Source organism: Actinoplanes flavus, from assembly GCF_017592555.1.
Classification (GTDB): domain Bacteria; phylum Actinomycetota; class Actinomycetes; order Mycobacteriales; family Micromonosporaceae; genus Actinoplanes; species Actinoplanes flavus.
Window position 1 is genome coordinate 190,586 of record NZ_JAGFNS010000002.1, and the last position, 18,108, is coordinate 208,693.

Annotated in this window: 20 protein-coding genes; all 20 read right to left on the reverse strand. The window is 68.9% G+C overall.

Annotated elements, in window-relative coordinates; translation table 11 throughout:
* Window positions 1-71: 71 nt before the first annotated feature.
* A complete protein-coding gene (locus tag J5X75_RS03850) occupies window positions 72-245 on the reverse strand; it encodes a hypothetical protein (protein ID WP_208465870.1) in 174 nt (57 codons plus the stop codon).
* A gap of 392 nt (window positions 246-637) precedes the next feature.
* Entirely contained in the window at window positions 638-1,075 is a 438-nt protein-coding gene (locus J5X75_RS03855; protein WP_208465871.1) for a single-stranded DNA-binding protein, read from the reverse strand.
* A gap of 74 nt (window positions 1,076-1,149) precedes the next feature.
* Entirely contained in the window at window positions 1,150-1,560 is a 411-nt protein-coding gene (locus J5X75_RS03860; protein WP_208465872.1) for a single-stranded DNA-binding protein, read from the reverse strand.
* A gap of 582 nt (window positions 1,561-2,142) precedes the next feature.
* The gene (locus J5X75_RS03865; protein ID WP_208465873.1) at window positions 2,143-2,466 is read right to left on the reverse strand and encodes a hypothetical protein; all 324 of its coding nucleotides are present in this window, start codon (window positions 2,464-2,466) and stop codon (window positions 2,143-2,145) included.
* Between the two features lie 330 nt (window positions 2,467-2,796).
* Window positions 2,797-4,116: a hypothetical protein gene (locus J5X75_RS03870; protein WP_208465874.1), complete on the reverse strand. Its 1,320-nt coding sequence runs from the start codon at window positions 4,114-4,116 to the stop codon at window positions 2,797-2,799.
* Window positions 4,113-4,859, reverse strand: a complete 747-nt coding sequence (locus J5X75_RS03875; RefSeq protein WP_208465875.1) for a GGDEF domain-containing protein — start codon at window positions 4,857-4,859, stop codon at window positions 4,113-4,115. Before J5X75_RS03875 ends, J5X75_RS03870 begins: the two co-directional genes overlap by 4 nt.
* A gap of 160 nt (window positions 4,860-5,019) precedes the next feature.
* Window positions 5,020-5,553 (reverse strand): hypothetical protein, encoded by a 534-nt coding sequence (locus tag J5X75_RS03880; RefSeq protein WP_208465876.1) that lies wholly within the window; start codon window positions 5,551-5,553, stop codon window positions 5,020-5,022.
* Window positions 5,550-5,900, reverse strand: a complete 351-nt coding sequence (locus J5X75_RS03885) for a hypothetical protein (protein ID WP_208465877.1) — start codon at window positions 5,898-5,900, stop codon at window positions 5,550-5,552. The genes J5X75_RS03880 and J5X75_RS03885 overlap by 4 nt, the downstream gene beginning before the upstream one ends.
* A gap of 4 nt (window positions 5,901-5,904) precedes the next feature.
* Window positions 5,905-6,063: a hypothetical protein gene (locus tag J5X75_RS03890; RefSeq protein ID WP_208465878.1), complete on the reverse strand. Its 159-nt coding sequence runs from the start codon at window positions 6,061-6,063 to the stop codon at window positions 5,905-5,907.
* A gap of 334 nt (window positions 6,064-6,397) precedes the next feature.
* The gene (locus J5X75_RS03895) at window positions 6,398-7,321 is read right to left on the reverse strand and encodes a bifunctional DNA primase/polymerase (protein WP_208465879.1); all 924 of its coding nucleotides are present in this window, start codon (window positions 7,319-7,321) and stop codon (window positions 6,398-6,400) included.
* A gap of 91 nt (window positions 7,322-7,412) precedes the next feature.
* The gene (locus J5X75_RS03900) at window positions 7,413-8,264 is read right to left on the reverse strand and encodes a hypothetical protein (protein WP_208465880.1); all 852 of its coding nucleotides are present in this window, start codon (window positions 8,262-8,264) and stop codon (window positions 7,413-7,415) included.
* Window positions 8,265-8,369: 105 nt separating this feature from the next.
* Window positions 8,370-8,756 carry a hypothetical protein gene (locus tag J5X75_RS03905; protein ID WP_208465881.1) on the reverse strand — a complete coding sequence of 129 codons (387 nt, stop codon included), beginning with the start codon at window positions 8,754-8,756 and terminating at the stop codon, window positions 8,370-8,372.
* A gap of 241 nt (window positions 8,757-8,997) precedes the next feature.
* Entirely contained in the window at window positions 8,998-9,852 is an 855-nt protein-coding gene (locus J5X75_RS03910) for a hypothetical protein (RefSeq protein ID WP_208465882.1), read from the reverse strand.
* Between the two features lie 122 nt (window positions 9,853-9,974).
* Complete coding sequence (locus tag J5X75_RS03915; protein ID WP_208465883.1) at window positions 9,975-10,604, reverse strand: hypothetical protein; 630 nt, start codon at window positions 10,602-10,604, stop codon at window positions 9,975-9,977.
* Between the two features lie 191 nt (window positions 10,605-10,795).
* A complete protein-coding gene (locus tag J5X75_RS03920; protein WP_208465884.1) occupies window positions 10,796-12,337 on the reverse strand; it encodes a ParB/RepB/Spo0J family partition protein in 1,542 nt (513 codons plus the stop codon).
* Between the two features lie 737 nt (window positions 12,338-13,074).
* The gene (locus tag J5X75_RS03925) at window positions 13,075-14,079 is read right to left on the reverse strand and encodes a hypothetical protein (RefSeq protein WP_208465885.1); all 1,005 of its coding nucleotides are present in this window, start codon (window positions 14,077-14,079) and stop codon (window positions 13,075-13,077) included.
* Window positions 14,076-15,023, reverse strand: coding sequence for a DUF4192 domain-containing protein (locus J5X75_RS03930; protein WP_208465886.1), 948 nt, complete (start codon window positions 15,021-15,023; stop codon window positions 14,076-14,078). Before J5X75_RS03930 ends, J5X75_RS03925 begins: the two co-directional genes overlap by 4 nt.
* A 202-nt stretch (window positions 15,024-15,225) precedes the next feature.
* Window positions 15,226-16,119, reverse strand: coding sequence for a hypothetical protein (locus tag J5X75_RS03935; RefSeq protein WP_208465887.1), 894 nt, complete (start codon window positions 16,117-16,119; stop codon window positions 15,226-15,228).
* Window positions 16,116-16,598 (reverse strand): hypothetical protein, encoded by a 483-nt coding sequence (locus J5X75_RS03940; protein ID WP_208465888.1) that lies wholly within the window; start codon window positions 16,596-16,598, stop codon window positions 16,116-16,118. The genes J5X75_RS03935 and J5X75_RS03940 overlap by 4 nt, the downstream gene beginning before the upstream one ends.
* Window positions 16,599-16,693: 95 nt before the next feature.
* Window positions 16,694-17,794 (reverse strand): DNA-processing protein DprA, encoded by a 1,101-nt coding sequence (locus J5X75_RS03945; protein ID WP_208465889.1) that lies wholly within the window; start codon window positions 17,792-17,794, stop codon window positions 16,694-16,696.
* Window positions 17,795-18,108 lie beyond the last annotated feature (314 nt).

Genomic DNA, 18,108 nt, shown 5'->3' on the forward strand with positions numbered 1-18,108 from the left:
TTTTGGTGGTGGGTCTGGGGGGGGGGGGGGGGGGGCCCCCGGGGGGGGGGGGGCCCCCCCCCGCGAGGGGCTCAGTGCAGGCCGATCATGGGCAGCGCCGGGGTGTGCTCGAGGATGGCGAGGGCGGCGACGTGCAGGCCGATCAGACCGGAGAGGTGGGCGAGGCTCTTCGCGATGTCGTGGGTCAGGTGGTCGCGGACCTTACGCAGAACGCTCTTGGGCTCGTTGCCGTCGTTCTGTGACATGGGCGTCACCTTTCGATCGATGAGATGCAATAGCTGACGGTGCGAACAGCGGGTTCAGTGGTTCTCAGGCTGGTCGTCTCCGAGTGCGCGGCACGGCCATCGGGCCGCGTCGAGGCTCAGCCCGAGGCAGGCGCTGCTGTCGTCGTCGCTCCAACACCAGGAGCAGGTGTGCTGGTCGGTGCCGGGATCGGCGCCGCAGTCACTGCACGGCGGGGGTTCCGCCGGGTGGAGCAGTCGGCGGTGTGCTCGAAGTACCAGCCGGTGCAGCAGCCCGGCGGTACACGGACATGAACCAGTGGTGTGGAGTCGCGCATCGGGGGGCTCCTTCACGCGCGCGAGGAAGGCCGCCCGGTCCCGGGATGTGGCCGGGACCGGGCCATGTACGACCCGCGTCAGCGGGAGCGGTGAACGGCTTCGAGGTCGCCGACGACGTCGGGCCATGCCTCAGCGGCGATGGTTTCGCCTTCGGGGCTGGTGACGAGGTGGCCACTGCGCTGCCCGGCGGTGGAACGGTTGCCGATGTCGCGGATGTTGACGCTCAGCTCGCGGGCGTACATTTTCAGCCCGGGGACGCCGTTGTTGTCGTAGGGCATCAGAGTGATGCCGACGACCGTGACGGTGGTCCGCAGGCTGAGCTTGCGGGCCTGCTGCGCGAGTTCACCCCAGCAGACGATGTCGATGACGATTCGGCCTGACGTGCGCTTCTTGTTGCCGTCCACCCATTCACGGAAGTGGGTGATCTCGAACTGGGTGTACTCGCGGCCGTCACGAGCGACACCGGTCTCGGGCCGGCGGCTGACTTTGCCTTCGTAGACGATCTGCGCGAACATGAGCGGCTCCTGCCAAGACGAGGGGTGTGCGGGATACCGGGCCCGGGGTCGGCACAGCCGGCCCCGGGAACCGGTCAGGCGTACTCGGGCTCCGGGACGGTGAGGTCGTCGACCGTCCACGGGGCGTTCTCCGGCTCCAGCGACTCGGCACTCTTGAATCGCATGCTCAGGCTGACGTTGCTGGCGGTGACCTGAAGCTCGGCGGCGGCCTCGCCGTCGGCGCGGCGGTTGTAGGCCCAGGGGCGCAGGTCGTCGCGGCCGACGACGAGGACCGTGTCGCCCTTCTTCAGCGACATGCACCGCTCTGCCAGGCCCTCCCAGGCGGTGACGGTGACCCACGTGGTGTGTGCGTCAGCCCACTCGCCGTCCTTGAAACGGCGGCTGGTGCGGCCGACGCGCATCTGAGCGACCTTCTTGCCGTCGCGGGTTTCGCGCAGCTCGGGATCGTTGCCGAGGTTGCCCTCGATCTTGAAGTCGAACAACATGGGGTGGCTCCCGTCGTGTGGTGCGGGTGCGGCTGCCCCCGGTTCTCGGATCGGGTGATCCGGGGTGCCGGGGTGCCGCGCTGACGGGGCCGGTCAGAGCCCGCCCATGTGCCTGGGGGTGCAAGCCCCCGTTCTGCGGAAGATCTTGGCGGTCGAGCGCAGCGCTGACCTGGGTGCCAAGATGTTCTGCTTGAGGGCTTAGCGCCCTCGGCGCGGGTGGGCTGACCTGCGGGCCATCTCAGCGGCGGACACCTCCGGACGCCCTCCGGATTGCACGTCAAACGCCGGGACTGAGTCCGCGAGTGCACGCTGTGGGTGGTGACCCGGTGAAGGCCCGACGGCCACAGGGCTCCGGCGGAAGTGCCGGAGGTTCGGGCTGTAGCCGAAGGTGTCGCCGACCAGCGGTGCCGGCGGACAGGCAGCAATGGCAGCGTCAGGCCAGGAGTCGACGTCAGTGTGACCGGATCCGGTGATCGGTTGGATGCGGTCGACGGCATGGTGGGGCGATCGGCTCTTGCTGCTTCGAGCCGGTCGGGAGGAGCGGCTTGTCGTGTGCGACGCGGGAGTGGTCAGGGACCAAGGTCAGAACAGGGACAGCTGCTCGTGGCCGCCGGTCGGTATCGGCGGGGTTCGCCTGTTGGTGCGTGATGCCGCGCGTTGAAAGTGCGGGTCGCGGCGGAGCAGGTTATCGACGTGGATGCGGTGGCTCGGGCCGATCCGCGGGTAGCGGATGCCGTTGGTGCCGGGTTGGCGCGGGGCGCGGCGTACCTCGACGTACGGCCAGTGCAGGGCGATGATCGCGCATCGTGGCTGCTGGTAGCAGATCGGCTGGGCCAGCAGGGTTCGCGGCGTGGGCCAGACGCGCATGCCTACCCAGAGGTCACCAGGAACGATCTTGGAGGCCATGGAACTGGAGCCTTTCGTTCAGGCGGGCCAGGGGTCGATGGCCTCGCCGAGCCACAGGGATGGTCAGCCCGCCTTGCTCGCGCGAGCAGGCAATGCGTACTGGGCGGAGTTGTCGTGCGCCCGCGCGGTGCATCGGGGTTTGCAGGCTGACCTTCGACCTGGCCAGGGTGGCGGCGGCTGGCCGCGGCGATCTCGTCTTCGGCCCAGTCGATGGGTGCCAACAGTGACCTGACTTCCGTCTGGATTGCGGCGAACAGAGCGGCTGGGCCAGATCCCTTAAAGAAGCGCCATTGAGGCAGAGACGGTGTCGCCCCTGCCCGCACTGGCTTGTCAACCGTTGCCGGGCGCCGAGCTTTCACCCTCAGGCGGCTGGCGTGTCGTGCCGAGGACCCGCACGGTGGTGCTCGCCTTGATCGGCAGGTTCTCCGGCCCTTTCAGGAATGGGTCGATGTCGATTTCTTGTCGGAGGGTGCGGCCGGGGCCGTATGCCTGGTTGCGTTTGTGGCCGCTGACCCAGAATCGGTGATCGGGTTTCGCTCTGCCGGTTCGTGCGCCGGCTGTCGGGGTGTCGGCCAGTTGTGGGGGTGAGCTTCGCGGTCTGATCCGGAGGAGCCGGACCTCCGGTGCGGGTCGGCGGGCGCGGGCGTATGCCTTGCGGATGGGCGAGTCGACCGGTGTCGGTTCGTCGTGGGTGAGTTGCTGGGCGATGATCAGCCAGGATGCGATCAGCGCGGCCAGTGGGTGGTCTCCGTTGACGGTGAACTCGTGGGGAACATGTTCGACGTGGATGGGCACGAGCCAGCCGATCTCGTGCCGGATTGCTTCGGTGGCGGCCGGTGGCTGGTCGAGGCCGAGGCTGCGATAGCAGATCATCTGCCAGCCGTCTGGTTGTGGGGCCCAGGAGGCGGCGGCGATGCGGTGACGGTGGTCGAGTGGGGTGGACCAGGCCAGTAGGCCACTTCCGGCGGGGACGATTCGGTCGGTGATGTTGGTGTCGGGCAGGTCGGTCAGGACCTCGGCGACGAGTGTCGTGAATTGGGGGTCGATCCAGTAGAGCCGGGCTTGGTCGAGGCTGTCGGCGATGAGCCGACGCGGTTCGGGGTGGTCGATGGGTGCGGGTAGGCCGATCGTGCCGCGGAGCAGCCCGGCGAGGCGGTCGCGGACCTTGGGCAGGGTTGACGCCTTCAGCGGTGCGGCGGTCTGTGCGCCGGTGGTGAGTAGGGTTCTGCCGGGTTCGCGGGTGAGCACGATGGCACGGTGGAGGAGTCCGAGGAGCTGTGCCCTCGGGTCGGCGGGGTGCCAGCGCATCACGGCGATGCTGCGTTGGGTGAGCGTGACGTGGTCGTCCTGTTCGATGAGTGCAGCGCACGGGATGCAGATGTTCCACTGCGTGCTGTAGGTCTCGGTGATCTGGCGGGTGCCCTGGGACATCACCTCGATCTGCGGGGTCCGGTACATCCAGACCGGCTCGTTGTCGCTGCACAGGTGGCAGCGGCGGTACACGTCGGCGAGCTGGTGGGCGGGTACCGGTGCCGGGTTGTGGCCGCCGCCGGCGGGTGCGACGGGGTGTTCGTAGGTGATCGTGCCGTTGTCGTCGATGGGGTTGAGGGCGTAGGTACACACCGTGCAGGCCTTGTCGTGCTCGATCATGCGGTGCCCTCGCCGTCGAGTTGCTCGTCGCGGTCGGCGGGGTGCTGGTCGTGGCGGCGGGGTCCGTGGCGTCCGGCGTTGTGCGGCATCCGCATGTGCGGCAGATAGGTGCGGTGGCTGCCTCGTTGCCGTTTGGCCTGGTAGAGGGCGATGTCGGCCTGGCCGAGGAGGGTGTCGAAGTCGCCGTAGGTGCCGTCGAAGACGGCGATGCCAGCGCTGGCAGTGGGGTGCACGGTGATCTCGCCGTCGTGGGTGAGCAGCGTGGCGGGCTTGGCCAGTAGGTCCAGGATCTCGGCGATCGGCTTGGCGGCGTCGGGGTCGCCGCCGTTGAGCAGGACGGCGAATTCGTCTCCGGCGAGGCGTGCCGCGGCGCCGTCGCGTTCTTTCGCGGCGAGGCTGAGCCGTTCGGCGATGGTGCGCAGCAGGTCGTCGCCGACGTGGTGGCCGTAGGTGTCGTTGGTGTGCTTGAACCGGTCGAGGTCGATCAGAGCGACGATGGTCGGCCAGCTGAGCAGGGCGCGGACGGTGAACAGCTTCGTGGCCGAGGTCCGGTTGGGTAGGCAGGTGAGCCGGTCATGGCCGGCGGCGTACTCGGCGACGCGCAACAGCGCGTCGAGGGTCGCGACCCGGGCATCCAGCCTGGTGATCTCGGCGCGCAGCGCGCGGATAGTGGGCCGGACGCTGACCCGGCCGAGGTAGAAGCCCAGGGTCGCGGTGGCGGCCAGGGCGGCGAGGATAGACACTGGAGACCTCTCTTTGCGGAGAGAACCCGGGACGCACGTTTTCCAGGCGAGGCGCCCGGGGTCCAAAAACATGACGACGGCCCGCCGAGAGGCGGGCCGTTTTTCGTGTTTGTGCCGCGCGTAGCGCGGCGGGATGTCGGTGTGCGGAACGTGCGCTCGGCTACCGCACGGGTTCGGGGCCGACCTCGGCCAGCCGCCCGTCGGTGTAATCGAATCGGGTGGCCGACTGCCAGGCCGCGGGCAGGAACATCAGGGCCGGTGGGTCGCCGATGAGGGCCACGTCGTAGGCCCAAGTGACGGCGAGGATGACCGGCTGGGATTTCTCCAAGTCGGTGAATCCCAGCGCGGCGGTGACCTCGGTGAGCCCGCGCCGCCGGTGGCGTTCGATGGCCAGGTAGGGGCAGAGGTCGATCGCTGAGTGCATGCAGTCGATATGGCCCGGCGGGTCGGTGTAGAGCCGCTGCTGGAATCCGCCGAGGCCGCCGACGAACGCGAGCAGGGAGTCATGCGGTTGTCCGCACAGTCCACACAGCCGGTCGCGGACGCATTCGAAGACGCGGCGGCCGTTGACCATGGCGAAGTTGACGGTGCCGTCGTCTTCGACGTTGACGTACGGGATGGGCAGTCCACGTCGGGGATCGACCGGCCGGGCCGCCAACCTCGGGGCGATGGCGGGCCGCTGTGGGCCGGTCACCGGTCGTCTCCGGTGGACGGCTCGCCGACGCGCCGCCAGCCAACGTCCTCGCAGGCCCACATCTGGCCGTGGACGGTGACCGTGTCGCCGACGGACAGGCTCCGGAGCCGAACGCGGACCTGTCCGGCGAGGGCGAGTTGGATGGCTCTGGCCGGGCCGGCGGGCGCGAGGCCGGGGTGGTTGGATGCGCTGAACGCCGCGTCTGCCCAGTCCTCGGCGCTGTACTCGTCGCCGTCGCCGTCGCCGTCGAGGGTGACCTGCTGCAGGGCGCCGGGCCGGTAGCCGTCGGAGAAGCTGACGTAGCCAGCGTCGCGGTCCGACCCGGTGAACCCCAGCGTGATGATCACGATGTCACCTCGTACTGGTGAGATCGGGGTCGGGAAGCTTCGTACGGTTGGCGAACACCGCGCGGTTGTCGGTGAAGGCGAGCACGACGATGCTGCCGTTGTCGGGCCGGTAACCAAGCAGGTACGGAACGACGGTGGCGAAGTGGACGTTGGTGCGCAGCACAATTCGGGCACGGGAGACGACATGACAATCTCCTTGGAATGAGGGCTATTTCCGTAGGTGAGAGCCAGCGGCCGGCAGCAGGGTGAAGTCCTGGCCGGCGCGGTTGGGTCGCTAGTGGTGAAGGCACCACCCGAGCAGACAGAGGGCGGCCCTGGCCCGGGCGACAGGCGTCCGCGGTCGCGTATGGCGCACAGTGCGGCCGATGGGTCGGGCCAGCGACACCGACTGCCGTCACAGCGACGGCGGTATGGGCCTGCGGCGCGGAAGACCGGGCGGTGGCGCTTGCAAGCATGGAGCACCACCGTGGTGTCAGCGATGCTGAGCAGTCGGGGGCTTATCGGCGAGGTCGTTCGCGGCCGGCACGCCATCCGGAGTCGATGGTGCGCTGGGCCTCGACTCGGCTGAGACCGACCTGCATGGCCGCCTCCGTGAGTTCCTGGCGGGCTGCGGCCTCGTCGACATTGCCGCGGGCGGCGAGCTGTCCCATGCGGAACGCTGCCAGGTGCAGGGTGTTGTTGCGTTCTCCGCCGGCGATGCGGGTGCCCCCGGAGTACACCGGCACAGGTGCCTGCTGGATGCGCTGCAACTCGCCGTCGAGCGCGGCCCGTGCGTACCGGTCGAACCGAATGATCGTCTCGGCGGTGGGACTGCCTGATGCGGCAGGCACCGGGACGAGGGCACGCAGCGACGGCGGGCAGGAGGGAAGGGCCAGCCCGTCCCAGGGCTGCTGAAACACGTATTTGACGCCGCTTACATGAGCCGACGGCGGGGCGACGACCAGGCCGCCGGTGCCGCGCCAATCCACGCCGGGTAGCAGGCCCACCCGGTTCGGTAGATCGGTGGAGGCGTACCAGAGATGCCAGCCGTTGCCGGTGCGCACCAGTGGCGCGGCCGGCTTGACGACGTCGAGGACGTCGAGGACGGCGGCGAGCCCGGCGCCGGTGTCCATGTCGCAGACGTCGAGGGCTGTTCCGGTGGCGAGCCCGACGTTGGCGTGGGGCCACTGCTGCCACCAGGAGCGGATCAGCACCGGGTCGCGGGAGGCGTCGTGCAGGCCGTGCCGCAGCCGCGGATGCTTGCCCACGGACTCGCACGCGTCTGAGCTTCGGCAGCTGCACGTGCTGTCAGCGGCCGGGGTGTGCAGCGGCAGCACGGGAATCCCGGATTTGGCGTACCACAGTGCTGCTCGTCGCAGGTTCGGATCGGCCGGCTGCGATCGGTGTCGTGTGCGTGAGGGTGCGGTCTTGCTGCCGGTCATCGTGAATCACCGGACCGGGGTCGCCGGATGGCTGGGCCGATGGACGTCGGCCAGGTGCGGTGACGGCCATGACCTGGAAGCGGAATGTTGATCATGTTTTCTGTGCCTTGCGTCGGGCCCGTTCGAAGTTCTCGGCGCGCTGGAGCGCCATCAGCCGGGCGATGACCTGGTGGCCGTAGTCCAGGCCGGGGCCGTCGGTCATGGCATCGAAGTCCTGGCCGCGGGCCGTGGCGCCGATGCGGCGCATCTGCTGATAGCCCGGGAGTGTTTCGACCGTGTTGATCAAGGTTTGGCCGTCGGATCGGGTGCGGCCGTAGGTGTAGATCCGCGCGTCGACGTCGACGGCGACCACCATGCGCATCTCGTCCTTGCGAGCGCCGGGGTGTCTGTTAGCCGAGCGGGTCTCTGCGGGATCCTTGATGTAGGACTCGGACAGCAACGCCCAGGCGATCTGCGGTTGCCGGGGGTCGAGCCCGGCGGTTATGCGCCAGTGCCGCCACCATCCCGGCCGGGCTGCGGCCTGCCCGCCGAGGGCGTACAGCACATCGGTCGGATGTCCCTGGTGCCAGAAAGTGTCGGGCAGGTCGAGTTGCTGAAGCACGTAGAGCTGGCGGGCGTGGATCGGGTCCACCGGGAGGTGTGGGGTGGTGCCGATGACAGCGAGCAACGGCTTGTTCCCCCAGCCGTACGTGGCGTGGTCGGCCTCCCAATGCTCCAGGGTCCGCAGCAGAGTATCGGCTTGGGCGGCGTCGAGTATGGTGCGCTCGCCCTGCAGTTCGGTCAGTTCCTGCAGGGCGCGGTCGTCGAGGCGGCTCTGCTCGTCGGCGTGCAGAGTCCAACCGAGGCAACCATCGTCGCCGCAGTCGGCGCATGTTCCGAGCGGCGGGTGGACGTGCAGGCAGGTTCCGCAGCGGTACGGCAAATCGGTGATGCGAACGGTCATGGACTGCTCCTTGGGCATCTGGCATGGGCGGACATGGCGAGACGGCTGCGGCTCGCGGTGATCTGCGCATGGCCGCTGGCAGGCACGGAGGGATCCGGGCGAGGGTTACAGGCCGAAGAGCTGCTCGACGGAGAGCCCCGCCGTCGTGTCGGTCAGTGCCATGCGGGCGGTCTCGTGGCCGAAAAGGTGATGAACGAGGTCACGGGCCGGTCGCCAGTCGCGGTGCCATGAGCCGTCTCCGCCGATGGCGAACGTGTCAGGTAGCAGTAGGTGGCAGCGCAGTAGCGTAGCGGTGACGGCCAGGTCGTACGGCAGCCGGCGGGTGTCGCAGTAGAACCAGTGCCGCGGCCGAGAGCCAGGCGACGGGAGCAGGAAGCTGTCGCAGCCGGCCTTGTCGGCGCCGTTGAATGCGATGCCGGAAAGCGCGTCGACAAGTGGTGGGCCGCTGCGATCGGGTCCGGCCAGCGCAACGCTGCGCGACACCTGCTGCACTATCCGAGTCGTGTCGTGGACGACCGACGGCCAGGCCGCAGCATAGGCAGGACTGTCCGGCTGGTAGCGCCAGTAGTGGGTGTGACCCACGATGCATCAACTCCCGGAGTTTCGGCGAGTTCGGGCAAGGTGGGGCGTGATCGCCCGTGGCAGGGAAGGAACGGGCGATCACGCCCCGGGCAGCCCCGCCCCGGGGGCAAGAAGGGCCCGGCCAGCGGGGGACCGGGCATGCGGAGGAAAGTCAGTGCGACGCGGCCGGGCGCGGTGGATCGGCCGCGATGGCGCGCAGGGTCCCCACAGCGCGGCGTAGTTCGGTCTGTACACCGCCGAATGCGGTGTCGGCCTGCTCGAGACGGCTGGTCAGGTGGTCTCGGCGACTGGCCGGGTTCGTGCCGTCGAGGCTGGTGATGAACCGGCCGTGAAGGCGTTGGTCGATCGCCGTTGCCCAAGAGGTGACGACGGTGCGGGTGCGGCCGGTGAACAGCATGAGGTTCTGGATGAGGCTGATGGCGTGGCCGGTGGCCAGGACCGGCGGCAGGGCGTGGATCGCCTCGTGCAAGGCGGTGCCGAGATCGCCGATGGGCAGGTCGTGTGGCTCATCCGGGAAGGCTGTGACGCTGCGGGGGCGGACGCAGAGCAGATCGTCAAGATCCTCAAGTAGCAGCGACAGCCGCAGTCGGCCGCCGCGGTGGCCGCAGCGGCGGCAGTCGCACGGTCCGGCGAGGACATGGGCTCCGTGCCGCGCGGTGATGCTGCCCTGGTAGTGCACCGGTTCCATGTCGGTGACCACCAGTAGCGCTCCGGCCGCGAGCGGTGTGAGCTGGTGTGCGAGCCGGGCGGTGTGCTGGGCCGCATGGTCGCAGGCGTGACGCACGTCGTTCCACCGCCCGTCGATACGGGCCGGGCCGGGTTCGGCCCCCGGCGGGCAGATGATGTCGGTGACGTCGGCGATGGCCGTCGCGATCGCCGCAGTGGCGGCGACTGCGGCGGTGATCCCTGCGCTGCGCCCGGCCGCAGTCACGGTGAGTTCGGGGTTGCGGTCGGCGCGTAAACGGTTGAGCAGGTCGATGACGGTGGCGGTGTTCAGCCCGCGCACGAGGTTCCTCCAGCAGATCCAGGCCGATATTTCAGACAGGGCGCCAGCTGGCGCGAGTCACGGTGAGGTGCGCGCCGCGACGGGCCCCGAGGGCCATGGTCGGGCGCGCACCTTCGCCGGGTTCAGCGCGGTGAGATGTCGAAGGTGCTGGCATCCGGGGAGGTGGCGGTGGCTTCCGGGAACTGGGTGAGAGTGGCGACGGCGACGGCGATGACCGGTGCGGCTTCGACACGAGCGTGTCGCTCGTTGGTGGCGTCGAGGTCGATGCGTAGCTGAACGTGCGCGTGCACGGTGGCCGACCGGCCGTTCACAGTGACGGTGAGATCCTCCGGATGTGTGTAGTACACGTGGACGCCGTTGAGCTGGCGAAGCTGGTCCTCGGCCTGCCGGATGATCACTATCGCGGCCTTACGCGCGGGGAGATCGCTGCTGGCAGCGACAGTGAGATCGACGGTGAGTGTGGTGTCGACGAGGTACGGCCAGCCGCGGTGGGTGAGTTCGACCGTCAGTTGCTCGTTGAGTGCGTCGACGATGTCCTCGAAGTCGTGGCACCAGCCGCGGTTGCCGGCCTCGGAACGCAGGCGCTCGCCGATGCAGGCGATGTCCGCCTGGTGGAGCCGCAGGCGCTCGTCGGCCAGCTGGCGGTGCCGTTCTGACTCTGCCGTGGCCGCCGCCAGCTGGGCGCGCAGTCGCACGACGTCGGCGATGGTGGTGGTGGAGGCGGCTGGCCGCCGCCGTAGGAGCCCGATCATGAGGTGTTCGCTTTCTCAATCGGCAAGGGATGAAGGTGGTCGACTGGACCGCCGGCACTAGGGATCCGCCGCCGCAGGAAGCTGGACGACGAGGTGTGCCGGGCTGGTACTCGGCCGGCCTGGGAAACGACGGCACGGTGGGGGCCCTGCGCGAGCAGCACAGGGCCCCCACCGTGGGTTGGTGACAGGGGTCAGGCAGCGGTCGCGTACTCCGAACTGTCGTCCTGCCCCGAGGCGAGCGCTGCGGGGTGCAGGGCCACCGGATCGGTTACCTGCGGATCACCGATGTCGTCGTCGGAGACAGACGGCGATGACTCGCCATCGGGTTCACCGCCTCCGGCGACGCGATCGTCGTCGGCCGCAGCCGTGTCCTGCTCGTTCGACGTCGCGGCGTCCGGGTCGCTGTCGCCCAGCTCCTCGTCCTCGTCCACGGCGTCGGCTGCGGTGGCCGGCAGCAGTGACTGGTAGAGCAGCTGTTCCGCATCGGACATCGGGTAGCCGTCGGCGGTGAGCCGGTCGAACCAGGCGACCGCGGGCTCCTTGCTGATCCAGCTCAGGTTGCGCTGCAGGGCATCACCGAGGTTGTTCTCCTGACTGCACGCGAACTTCGCGATCAGGCTCCGACGCAGCCGGTCCTCGCCAGCCGTGGCGATCTCGGCGCTGGTGAGACCACCGAGAGCCCGATACAGGCCGTCGAGGTCGCTGCCGCGGTACATGCCGTGGCCATTGTTGGCAGCGCGTAGCGCCGCAGTGGCCAGCTTGCGGCAGTTCTTGGCGGTGCCGTAGTTGCGCTGCACGAACTCGTGGCGCACCGCGGCGGCCGCCCGCAGTCCGTCGAGCATTTCTTCGCGGCAACGGTCCTTTTCCTGCTGCTCGGCGATCTCCTGCGGGCTCATGCCCTCGTGTTCGTCGGTCTCCGGGAGGTGGTAGCCGTACTTGGCCGGGTCTGCGCAGTAGATGACGGTGCGGGCCTGGCCGCCGTTCTTCTCGACGAACGCGTGGAACCCCGACAGGGTCTTGACCTTCTCGACGTCCAGGGGCTGGTTGTCGGCGTCGACGAGCCGGTCGGCGGCCACAGCAGTGCTGCCGTACCCGAATTCGCGTGGCTTCGGGGTGACGTCGACGCCGTCGACGAGCAGCTGGGCTTTCTCCAGGTCCCGGCTGCGGCGGTACGTGCGCTTGTCACGCAGCGTGCTGAGGGTGTGCTTGAACTCGTACTCGCCCTTGTCGATCTTGCCGAGCAGCCGCTGCTGGTCTTCCGGGGAGTCTGCGAACTCCTCCAGCCCTGTCGCCATGTCGATCGTCAGCGCGCCTGAGTTGAGGGCACGCTGCGCGCGGGCTGGCAGGGACAGGGCCTTGACTGCTGTCCTTACCTGATCCACCGCGATGTTGCGGGCCTGAGCGATGGCGTCGGCATCCCAGTCGAGGTCCAGCAGCATCTGGTAGGCGCCGGCCTCCTCCATGGCTAGGAGGCCCTTATGGTGGTGGTTGATCTCCAGCATGGCCAGGATCTCGAACGCGGCGCTGGCGTCTTCGACGATGATGCATGGCACCGCAGTCTGCCCGGCTTTGATCGCCGCATAGTGGCGGCGCTTGCCGCCGTGAACCTCGAAGACCTCGGTGACCGGCTCGTCCACCTCGTCGCCGTCGACAGGGGGCGTCGGTTCGGTGGGCAGCTCGTTGACCGGTGCCGGGCGGCTGACGACGACTAGCGGATCGCGGACACCGAACATGCTGATCGACGCGATCAGTTCCCCGAGGTCACCGAGTTCCTTGCGGGGGTGCAGCGGGCTGTCACGCAGGTGCCGCGGGTCCAGATAGCCGGCCCGAAACGGGGGCAGCGGGACCTCCTCCCCAGTGTTGAGCCGGATCGGGCCGACGACGATCTCTCCGACGACAACGGGCGAGGCCGGTTCGAGGCTGGTTCCCGCCGACGCTGCGACCTCCAGAGTGGCGTCGGTGTCGGGCTTCTCAGCCTCGCTGGAGTTCTCCGCGTTGATAGCGACAGTAGTCACGATGGATCTGTCCTCCTAGAAAGAGAAAAGAAGAGGCCGAGGGCGTCCGCCGAGGGCTGGGTGGCCTGGGCGGTGCTGGCACGATCCGTTCGGGCCGGCCGATCGGCGCAGACCCGCAAGACCCACCGGGCAGCAACAGCGAAGCTCGGCGGGTGCAGCGAACGGTGGGTCTTGCGGGGCCAGACGCGGTCGGCCAGGATCAAGGGCCAGCGCCAGCAGGGGGCCGCCGCCCGCGGCGGCGAACCCGAAACGAGCCAGATAAATGCTGGAATGGCCTTCGCGGTGGAGAATCACTTCCCTCAACAACGCGCGAAGGCACATTCACTTCTGAAAGAAATGCGTTCCTCGTAGCTGCTCAAGGCTGCCACGAGACGCCCAGACTGAACAATTCTCTGGTATTGAAACCGGGTGCAGGGCACTTGCGGCCCCGCGTGGGAATGTCGTCGGAGGCGGCGTCAGCGGCCCGGCCGGCGGGCGCGGGCGTATCGATATCTCGTTGCGTGGGCAGCGATCCGGTTCCGCGTGCCGGGCCGGGAGCGCCGTTGTTCGGCCATCAGGCGGGCGGCGAACAGCGGCGCCAGTTCGGTGATCGGCCATCGCACCCGCCGGCCGTCATGGACCGGCCCGACGCCGGCGGCGGTGACCACCTCCCACAGCAACTCGGTGACCCGCCGGGGCTCGGTGCGGTCCCACACCTGCCGGTACCGGGGCCGTAGCTGCGAGTACAGGTCGATGGCCGCCAGCCCCCAGGAGTCGACGATGTCCTCACGGTGCAGCGCCTGCCGATCGTCGATGTCCAGGACAGCGTCAAACTCAGCCAGCGAGCACAACGCATCGACAGCCTCAGGTGGCAGGTCAGCGACGAAGGCGCCGAGCTCGGTCACGTCGGTGGCCACCGTGTCGGTCCAGACATCGGGGAACCGGCGGTGCAGCACGCGAAAGTTGCTGCGTTGCACGGCGCTGGCGAAGCCGGCCACGCCATCGCCGCAGGCGACCTGGCCGCAGTTGACGTAGACAGCCTGACCCAGGCTTTGGCGCCAGTCAGTGACCGCTGTGGGCGGCACGTATCCGGATCGGCGGTGGCGGGAGTCGGTGAGGCCGAAGCGGTATCCCGCATGATGCAGCCGGTCGAGGACCACGGCAGCGGTGTCCTCGAACCGCAGCAGAAGGTCGCCCTGGTCACGCGGCAGATTCAGCACGTCCACCTTGCGCGCGGCTGCGGTAAGGATGTTGTCCGGCGCACCGGCCGACACGATGATCACCTCACCGCCCGGCGGCACGGCAAGCTCATCGGTGACAGCCAGCCGGTCGATTCCGATCAGCGTGAGCGGTGGGGCCTGACCCGCCATTTCCGGGGACATGGCAGTCTGCACATTCACGTGCGCGCCAGCACGTGCGGCCAGCTCCCGGATGTGTCCGATGACGCCCAGGTCACCGGTGATCAGCAACGCGCCGTTCACGGGTGACTCCGCGACGACGGCGTGTCCAGGCTCTGGGCGACCGGCCAGCGCACCCGGTGGGCGGGCAGGTGTGCACCCACGATAAGGCTGACGATGCGGGCGAAGCCGTCTGCGGGATCGACCTTGTTGGCCCGGTCGAGAGCGGCCTCGGCCAGCGCGTCCTGGCCGCAGCGCCACGCCGACCAGGCGGCCAGACTCGCCGGTGCGACCACATGCTGCTGCGGGGCGCGGCGGGTGACGTCGAGCCACAGCTCGCGCTGCCAAAGGCGGCCGCTGGTCTGGTGCCACGCCGCAGTGAGCCGGTCCTTGTCGTGCAGCGCCAGGCACAGCCGGGCCACCTGGTCAGCGGTGAGCCGCTCGCCGGTCTGGGCCGGCGCCATCAGCGACGCCACGTCCGTCTCAGACAGGGCGCCGTTCTCGTCGAGGGTGTCGAGTGCCGCCTGGGTCTCGGTCTGGGCTACCGGGTCGGGAGCAACCAGCGTGTGCAGGTCCTGCCGTGAGGGCAGCGCCACCCGCCCGATCATGGCCATTCGCGCGGCCGTCTGGGTGCTGCGAGGGTCGACAGCGATGCCGTCAGCAGGCGTGCAGTCGCACTGCGGAGTCAGACAGGTCAGGACCCCGTCGTCGTACAGGAAGCGGCCGAAGACGGGCACCAGGAGCCGCAGTACCTCACTGATCTCGATGATTTTCCGACGCTGGTTGTGGGGTCCGTAGCCGATCAGGATGATGCCGGCCGTGCGGTCGCGAATGCGCAGAGCCAGGTGTTCCAGCAGTGCCTCGGCCGGCTCGTTCAGCGGCAGGCTGATCGCGTGCGGCCAACGGCGTTCCGGCTGGTGGATGATGGCGACCAGCGCATCGGTGGGATGGTAGCCGAGCAGATACGGGACCAAACCTAGCAGCTGATCTGAGCCACCCGCACGCGGTGGGAAAGCGGATTCGAGCATGGTTGTGGAGCTCCTTAAGGCGAATGGAAAAGAGGGCCGGGCGGTGTCACCGCCCGGCGGGACGAACTGTTCGGACGCCGGGAACGCGGATATTCATCGCGGTGTCAGAGAGCAGCGCGGCGTCACCGACGATCACGTCGTATGACGCGGCGGTCAGCCCGGCACCCGCGCATCGACGCGTCCGGGCGGCCGTCGCGCCTGCTCAGGTTGGCCGGTTACTGTCGGCGTCCACAGCGAGATCGGCGTTGTGCTGCGCGGCGATATGCCGGGCGATCGATTCCGAGGCGACGTCGGCGACGGTGGGGATACCCGACGACGGTGGCGCGTCGACGGGCATGACCGACCATCCACCGATCAGGTCGTTGGGCTGTGCGAACCAGCGGGCATGTGTCAGGGCGCGACTCAGCGCCGGGCCGACCAGGCCTTGCCACCATCCGGCGGTCGCCTGATCTACCGGCGCGGCGGGCCTGTCGTCGTCACCGGCAAGGCCGGTGTCGGTGACGGCGGACTGGCCCAGCAGGTAGGCCGCCAGCAGCCGGGCTTCGTCGAGGCCGTAGACATCCCACCAGGCGCCTGCCTTGATCCAGAGAGTGTGCTGGTCAGAGCCACAGTAAGGACAGGCCGGCAGATCGAGGCGCTGTTGCAGGATGACCCCGTACACCTGGCCGGTCAGCCAGTACCGCCACTGCCGCGCGTCGTCGGCCAGGTGCGGTGCACCGGTTCGGGCGCGGTACTCGCCGGTGTCGAACAGGGCGACCGTGGTCTGGCCATCACGCAGCCAGGCCACGGTGGTGGTGTCGTGCCACTGCCGCAGATAGCGCTCGAACCGGCCCGGATCGGCAAATCGTTCGTAGGCGTCGGCAACCCGCGCGCCGCCGGCCGGCTGGAACACGTCACCGGCCAGCCGAGCCCGCCCGCTGAGACCGATCAGTAACGCTGGAGCGAACGCGTCACCCCACGGCGGGGCGGGGTCACCGTCGACAACGATCAGCGCGCGCCGGTCCGGCAACAGCGCATCGGTGACAATCTCGACCGCGTGCGCCGCCGTCCACGTGGCGGGGCAATCGGGAGACGGCGGTGTGCTCGAGGCGGTCACGACCGGCTCCGCGGTAGATCCGCCGCGGTGGACAGCAAGGCACGGTAGATCTTGTCAGCGGTGGACAGGACGGCGGCCAGCACGAACGCGGCTACATCGTCGGCGCCGCGAAACAGTCTGGCGCTCAGCTGACCGGAGGCCACGGTGGTGACATGGCCGACGGTGACCAGGACGAGGAATCCGCCGTCACGCCGTTCGCCGAGCACGGTCGGCTCGATGCGGATCCCGGTGATCGGGGCGTCGAAGGTGAGGATCTGTCGGGAGACGCAGGCGTCGATGAAGTCGGCCACGTCGCAACCGAAACTGGCCGATACGGGATCAAGCGCGTCGACGGCCGCCTGCAGCAGCTCGTCGGACTCCGACAGCGACGCCTGCTGCCGGTGCGCGGTGAGTTTGGTGTCGTCAGCATGTACGACCGGCCAGATCTGTCGCCGGCGGTTGCGCCGCGAAGGGAAGAACCGGAACGAGGAGAAAGGCATCAACGTCTCCAGAAACACAAAGCAGGGCGCCCACCCGAAGGTGAGCGCCCTGCTGTACCGGGGAAGAAGGGGTGTGCGGGTCGGCTGCGGTGTGGTCAGCTCCTGCGGTTGATCGCGATGGCCTCCCGGCCGCCGCTGGCGTCATGCACCCAGACAGTGAGGTCGACCGGGACGCTTGGTGCGTCGACCACCAGGTCAAACGCCGTGTTGGCGGCGTGCGCCACGGATGCGGCCCACACCATGAACGGCCCATGTCGGCGGCGGCCGAGGGCAGCGCCACCGCTGCGCAGCTCCACAGTGACCGTGAACGGCTTGATGAACGCGGGCCTGTCGAAGCCGACGGCGTTGATCACGTCATCGATATTGGTGACCATCTCCGCGGAGCCTTCGACGACGAGCTGGTGACAACCGGCCGCCAGGGCGGAGGTGACCGGTCCCGGCACTGCACACACGTAGAAACCGGCGTGGGCCGCGTGCCGGGCGGCCAGCATGATCTGACTGCCCAGCGAAGCTTCCACCACGACCGTGCCGGCAGCGAGCCGAAACAGCAGCTGGTCAGCGAAAATCCTGCGTGACGGTGTCGGGCTCGATCCGGGCGGAAACGGGCTGATCACCGTGCCGCGGGACGCCGCACGCGCTACGGCGTCGGCCACCGGGGGCCTGAATGGCTGATCGAGACCTTGGTCACCGACCAGGACGGTCCTGCCGGCCGGCACCGACAGCGCCGTCGAGAGTGCCCGTCGGGCGATTCCGGGTGCCGTGCTCGTGACGATTGTTCGCCGCGCTTCGGTGAGACCGAGCGTGAACTCTTCGGCTACGCGCAGGCCGTACTCACTGCAGGCGCGGGCGCCGGTGAGCGTTACCGATTGATCGAGCAGGGAGGCGAGGTCCGGGTTGCCCTGTATCCACAGGGCTGGCAAGTTGCAGCCGGTGCCGGCAGGCCAGCCGGGATCGTCGGGAACGATCAGGGTGGCGCCTGCCGCTCTGGCACGGTCACGAAGCGAGCGGCCCAAGGCACGTAGTTTGTCCAGCGCCTGTTGTTCGCCGATGGGCAATCCGTCAGCAGGTTTCGGGAACACCCAGGAACCGGGCTGTAGGCCTTGGGCTCGGACGGCGTCGGCCAGATGGTCGGGCAGGGCACGCCCGGTGTAGTAGGACAGGCCGGCTCGGATGGTGCGATCGTTGTCGGTGCTCATGCGGCCTCCGCGTCACCACTAGCGGTTGGTCCGGCGGCAGCGGCGATGCGGGCGCCGCCGGGAGGGACGGCACGAAACCAGCCCGCCCGGCGCGCAGACGGCGTCCAGCCCCGGCCCCCGTACACCCCGAGCCGCTACGACACCGCACGACGAGGCGGGAGTGGATCGTGGCGGCCGGTGGCTTGACGACGGCGGTGCCCAGGCGGGACCGTGCCAAGTCCCTTTCCGGCAGGCGCGGCACCGACTGCCCGGCCGCGCACGGCTGAACGCGAGGAACACGGCAAGCAGTGCGCTGGCCGGCGCACTCGACGATC

Coding starts and splice junctions, on each gene's coding strand:
- J5X75_RS03850 (WP_208465870.1), bottom strand. CDS start 245: ATGTCACAGAACGACGGCAACGAGCCCAAGAGCGTTCTGCGTAAGGTC.
- J5X75_RS03855 (WP_208465871.1), bottom strand. CDS start 1,075: ATGTTCGCGCAGATCGTCTACGAAGGCAAAGTCAGCCGCCGGCCCGAG.
- J5X75_RS03860 (WP_208465872.1), bottom strand. CDS start 1,560: ATGTTGTTCGACTTCAAGATCGAGGGCAACCTCGGCAACGATCCCGAG.
- J5X75_RS03865 (WP_208465873.1), bottom strand. CDS start 2,466: ATGGCCTCCAAGATCGTTCCTGGTGACCTCTGGGTAGGCATGCGCGTC.
- J5X75_RS03870 (WP_208465874.1), bottom strand. CDS start 4,116: ATGATCGAGCACGACAAGGCCTGCACGGTGTGTACCTACGCCCTCAAC.
- J5X75_RS03895 (WP_208465879.1), bottom strand. CDS start 7,321: ATGACCGGCAGCAAGACCGCACCCTCACGCACACGACACCGATCGCAG.
- J5X75_RS03900 (WP_208465880.1), bottom strand. CDS start 8,264: ATGACCGTTCGCATCACCGATTTGCCGTACCGCTGCGGAACCTGCCTG.
- J5X75_RS03915 (WP_208465883.1), bottom strand. CDS start 10,604: ATGATCGGGCTCCTACGGCGGCGGCCAGCCGCCTCCACCACCACCATC.
- J5X75_RS03920 (WP_208465884.1), bottom strand. CDS start 12,337: ATGTTCGGTGTCCGCGATCCGCTAGTCGTCGTCAGCCGCCCGGCACCG.
- J5X75_RS03930 (WP_208465886.1), bottom strand. CDS start 15,023: ATGCTCGAATCCGCTTTCCCACCGCGTGCGGGTGGCTCAGATCAGCTG.
- J5X75_RS03940 (WP_208465888.1), bottom strand. CDS start 16,598: ATGCCTTTCTCCTCGTTCCGGTTCTTCCCTTCGCGGCGCAACCGCCGG.
- J5X75_RS03945 (WP_208465889.1), bottom strand. CDS start 17,794: ATGAGCACCGACAACGATCGCACCATCCGAGCCGGCCTGTCCTACTAC.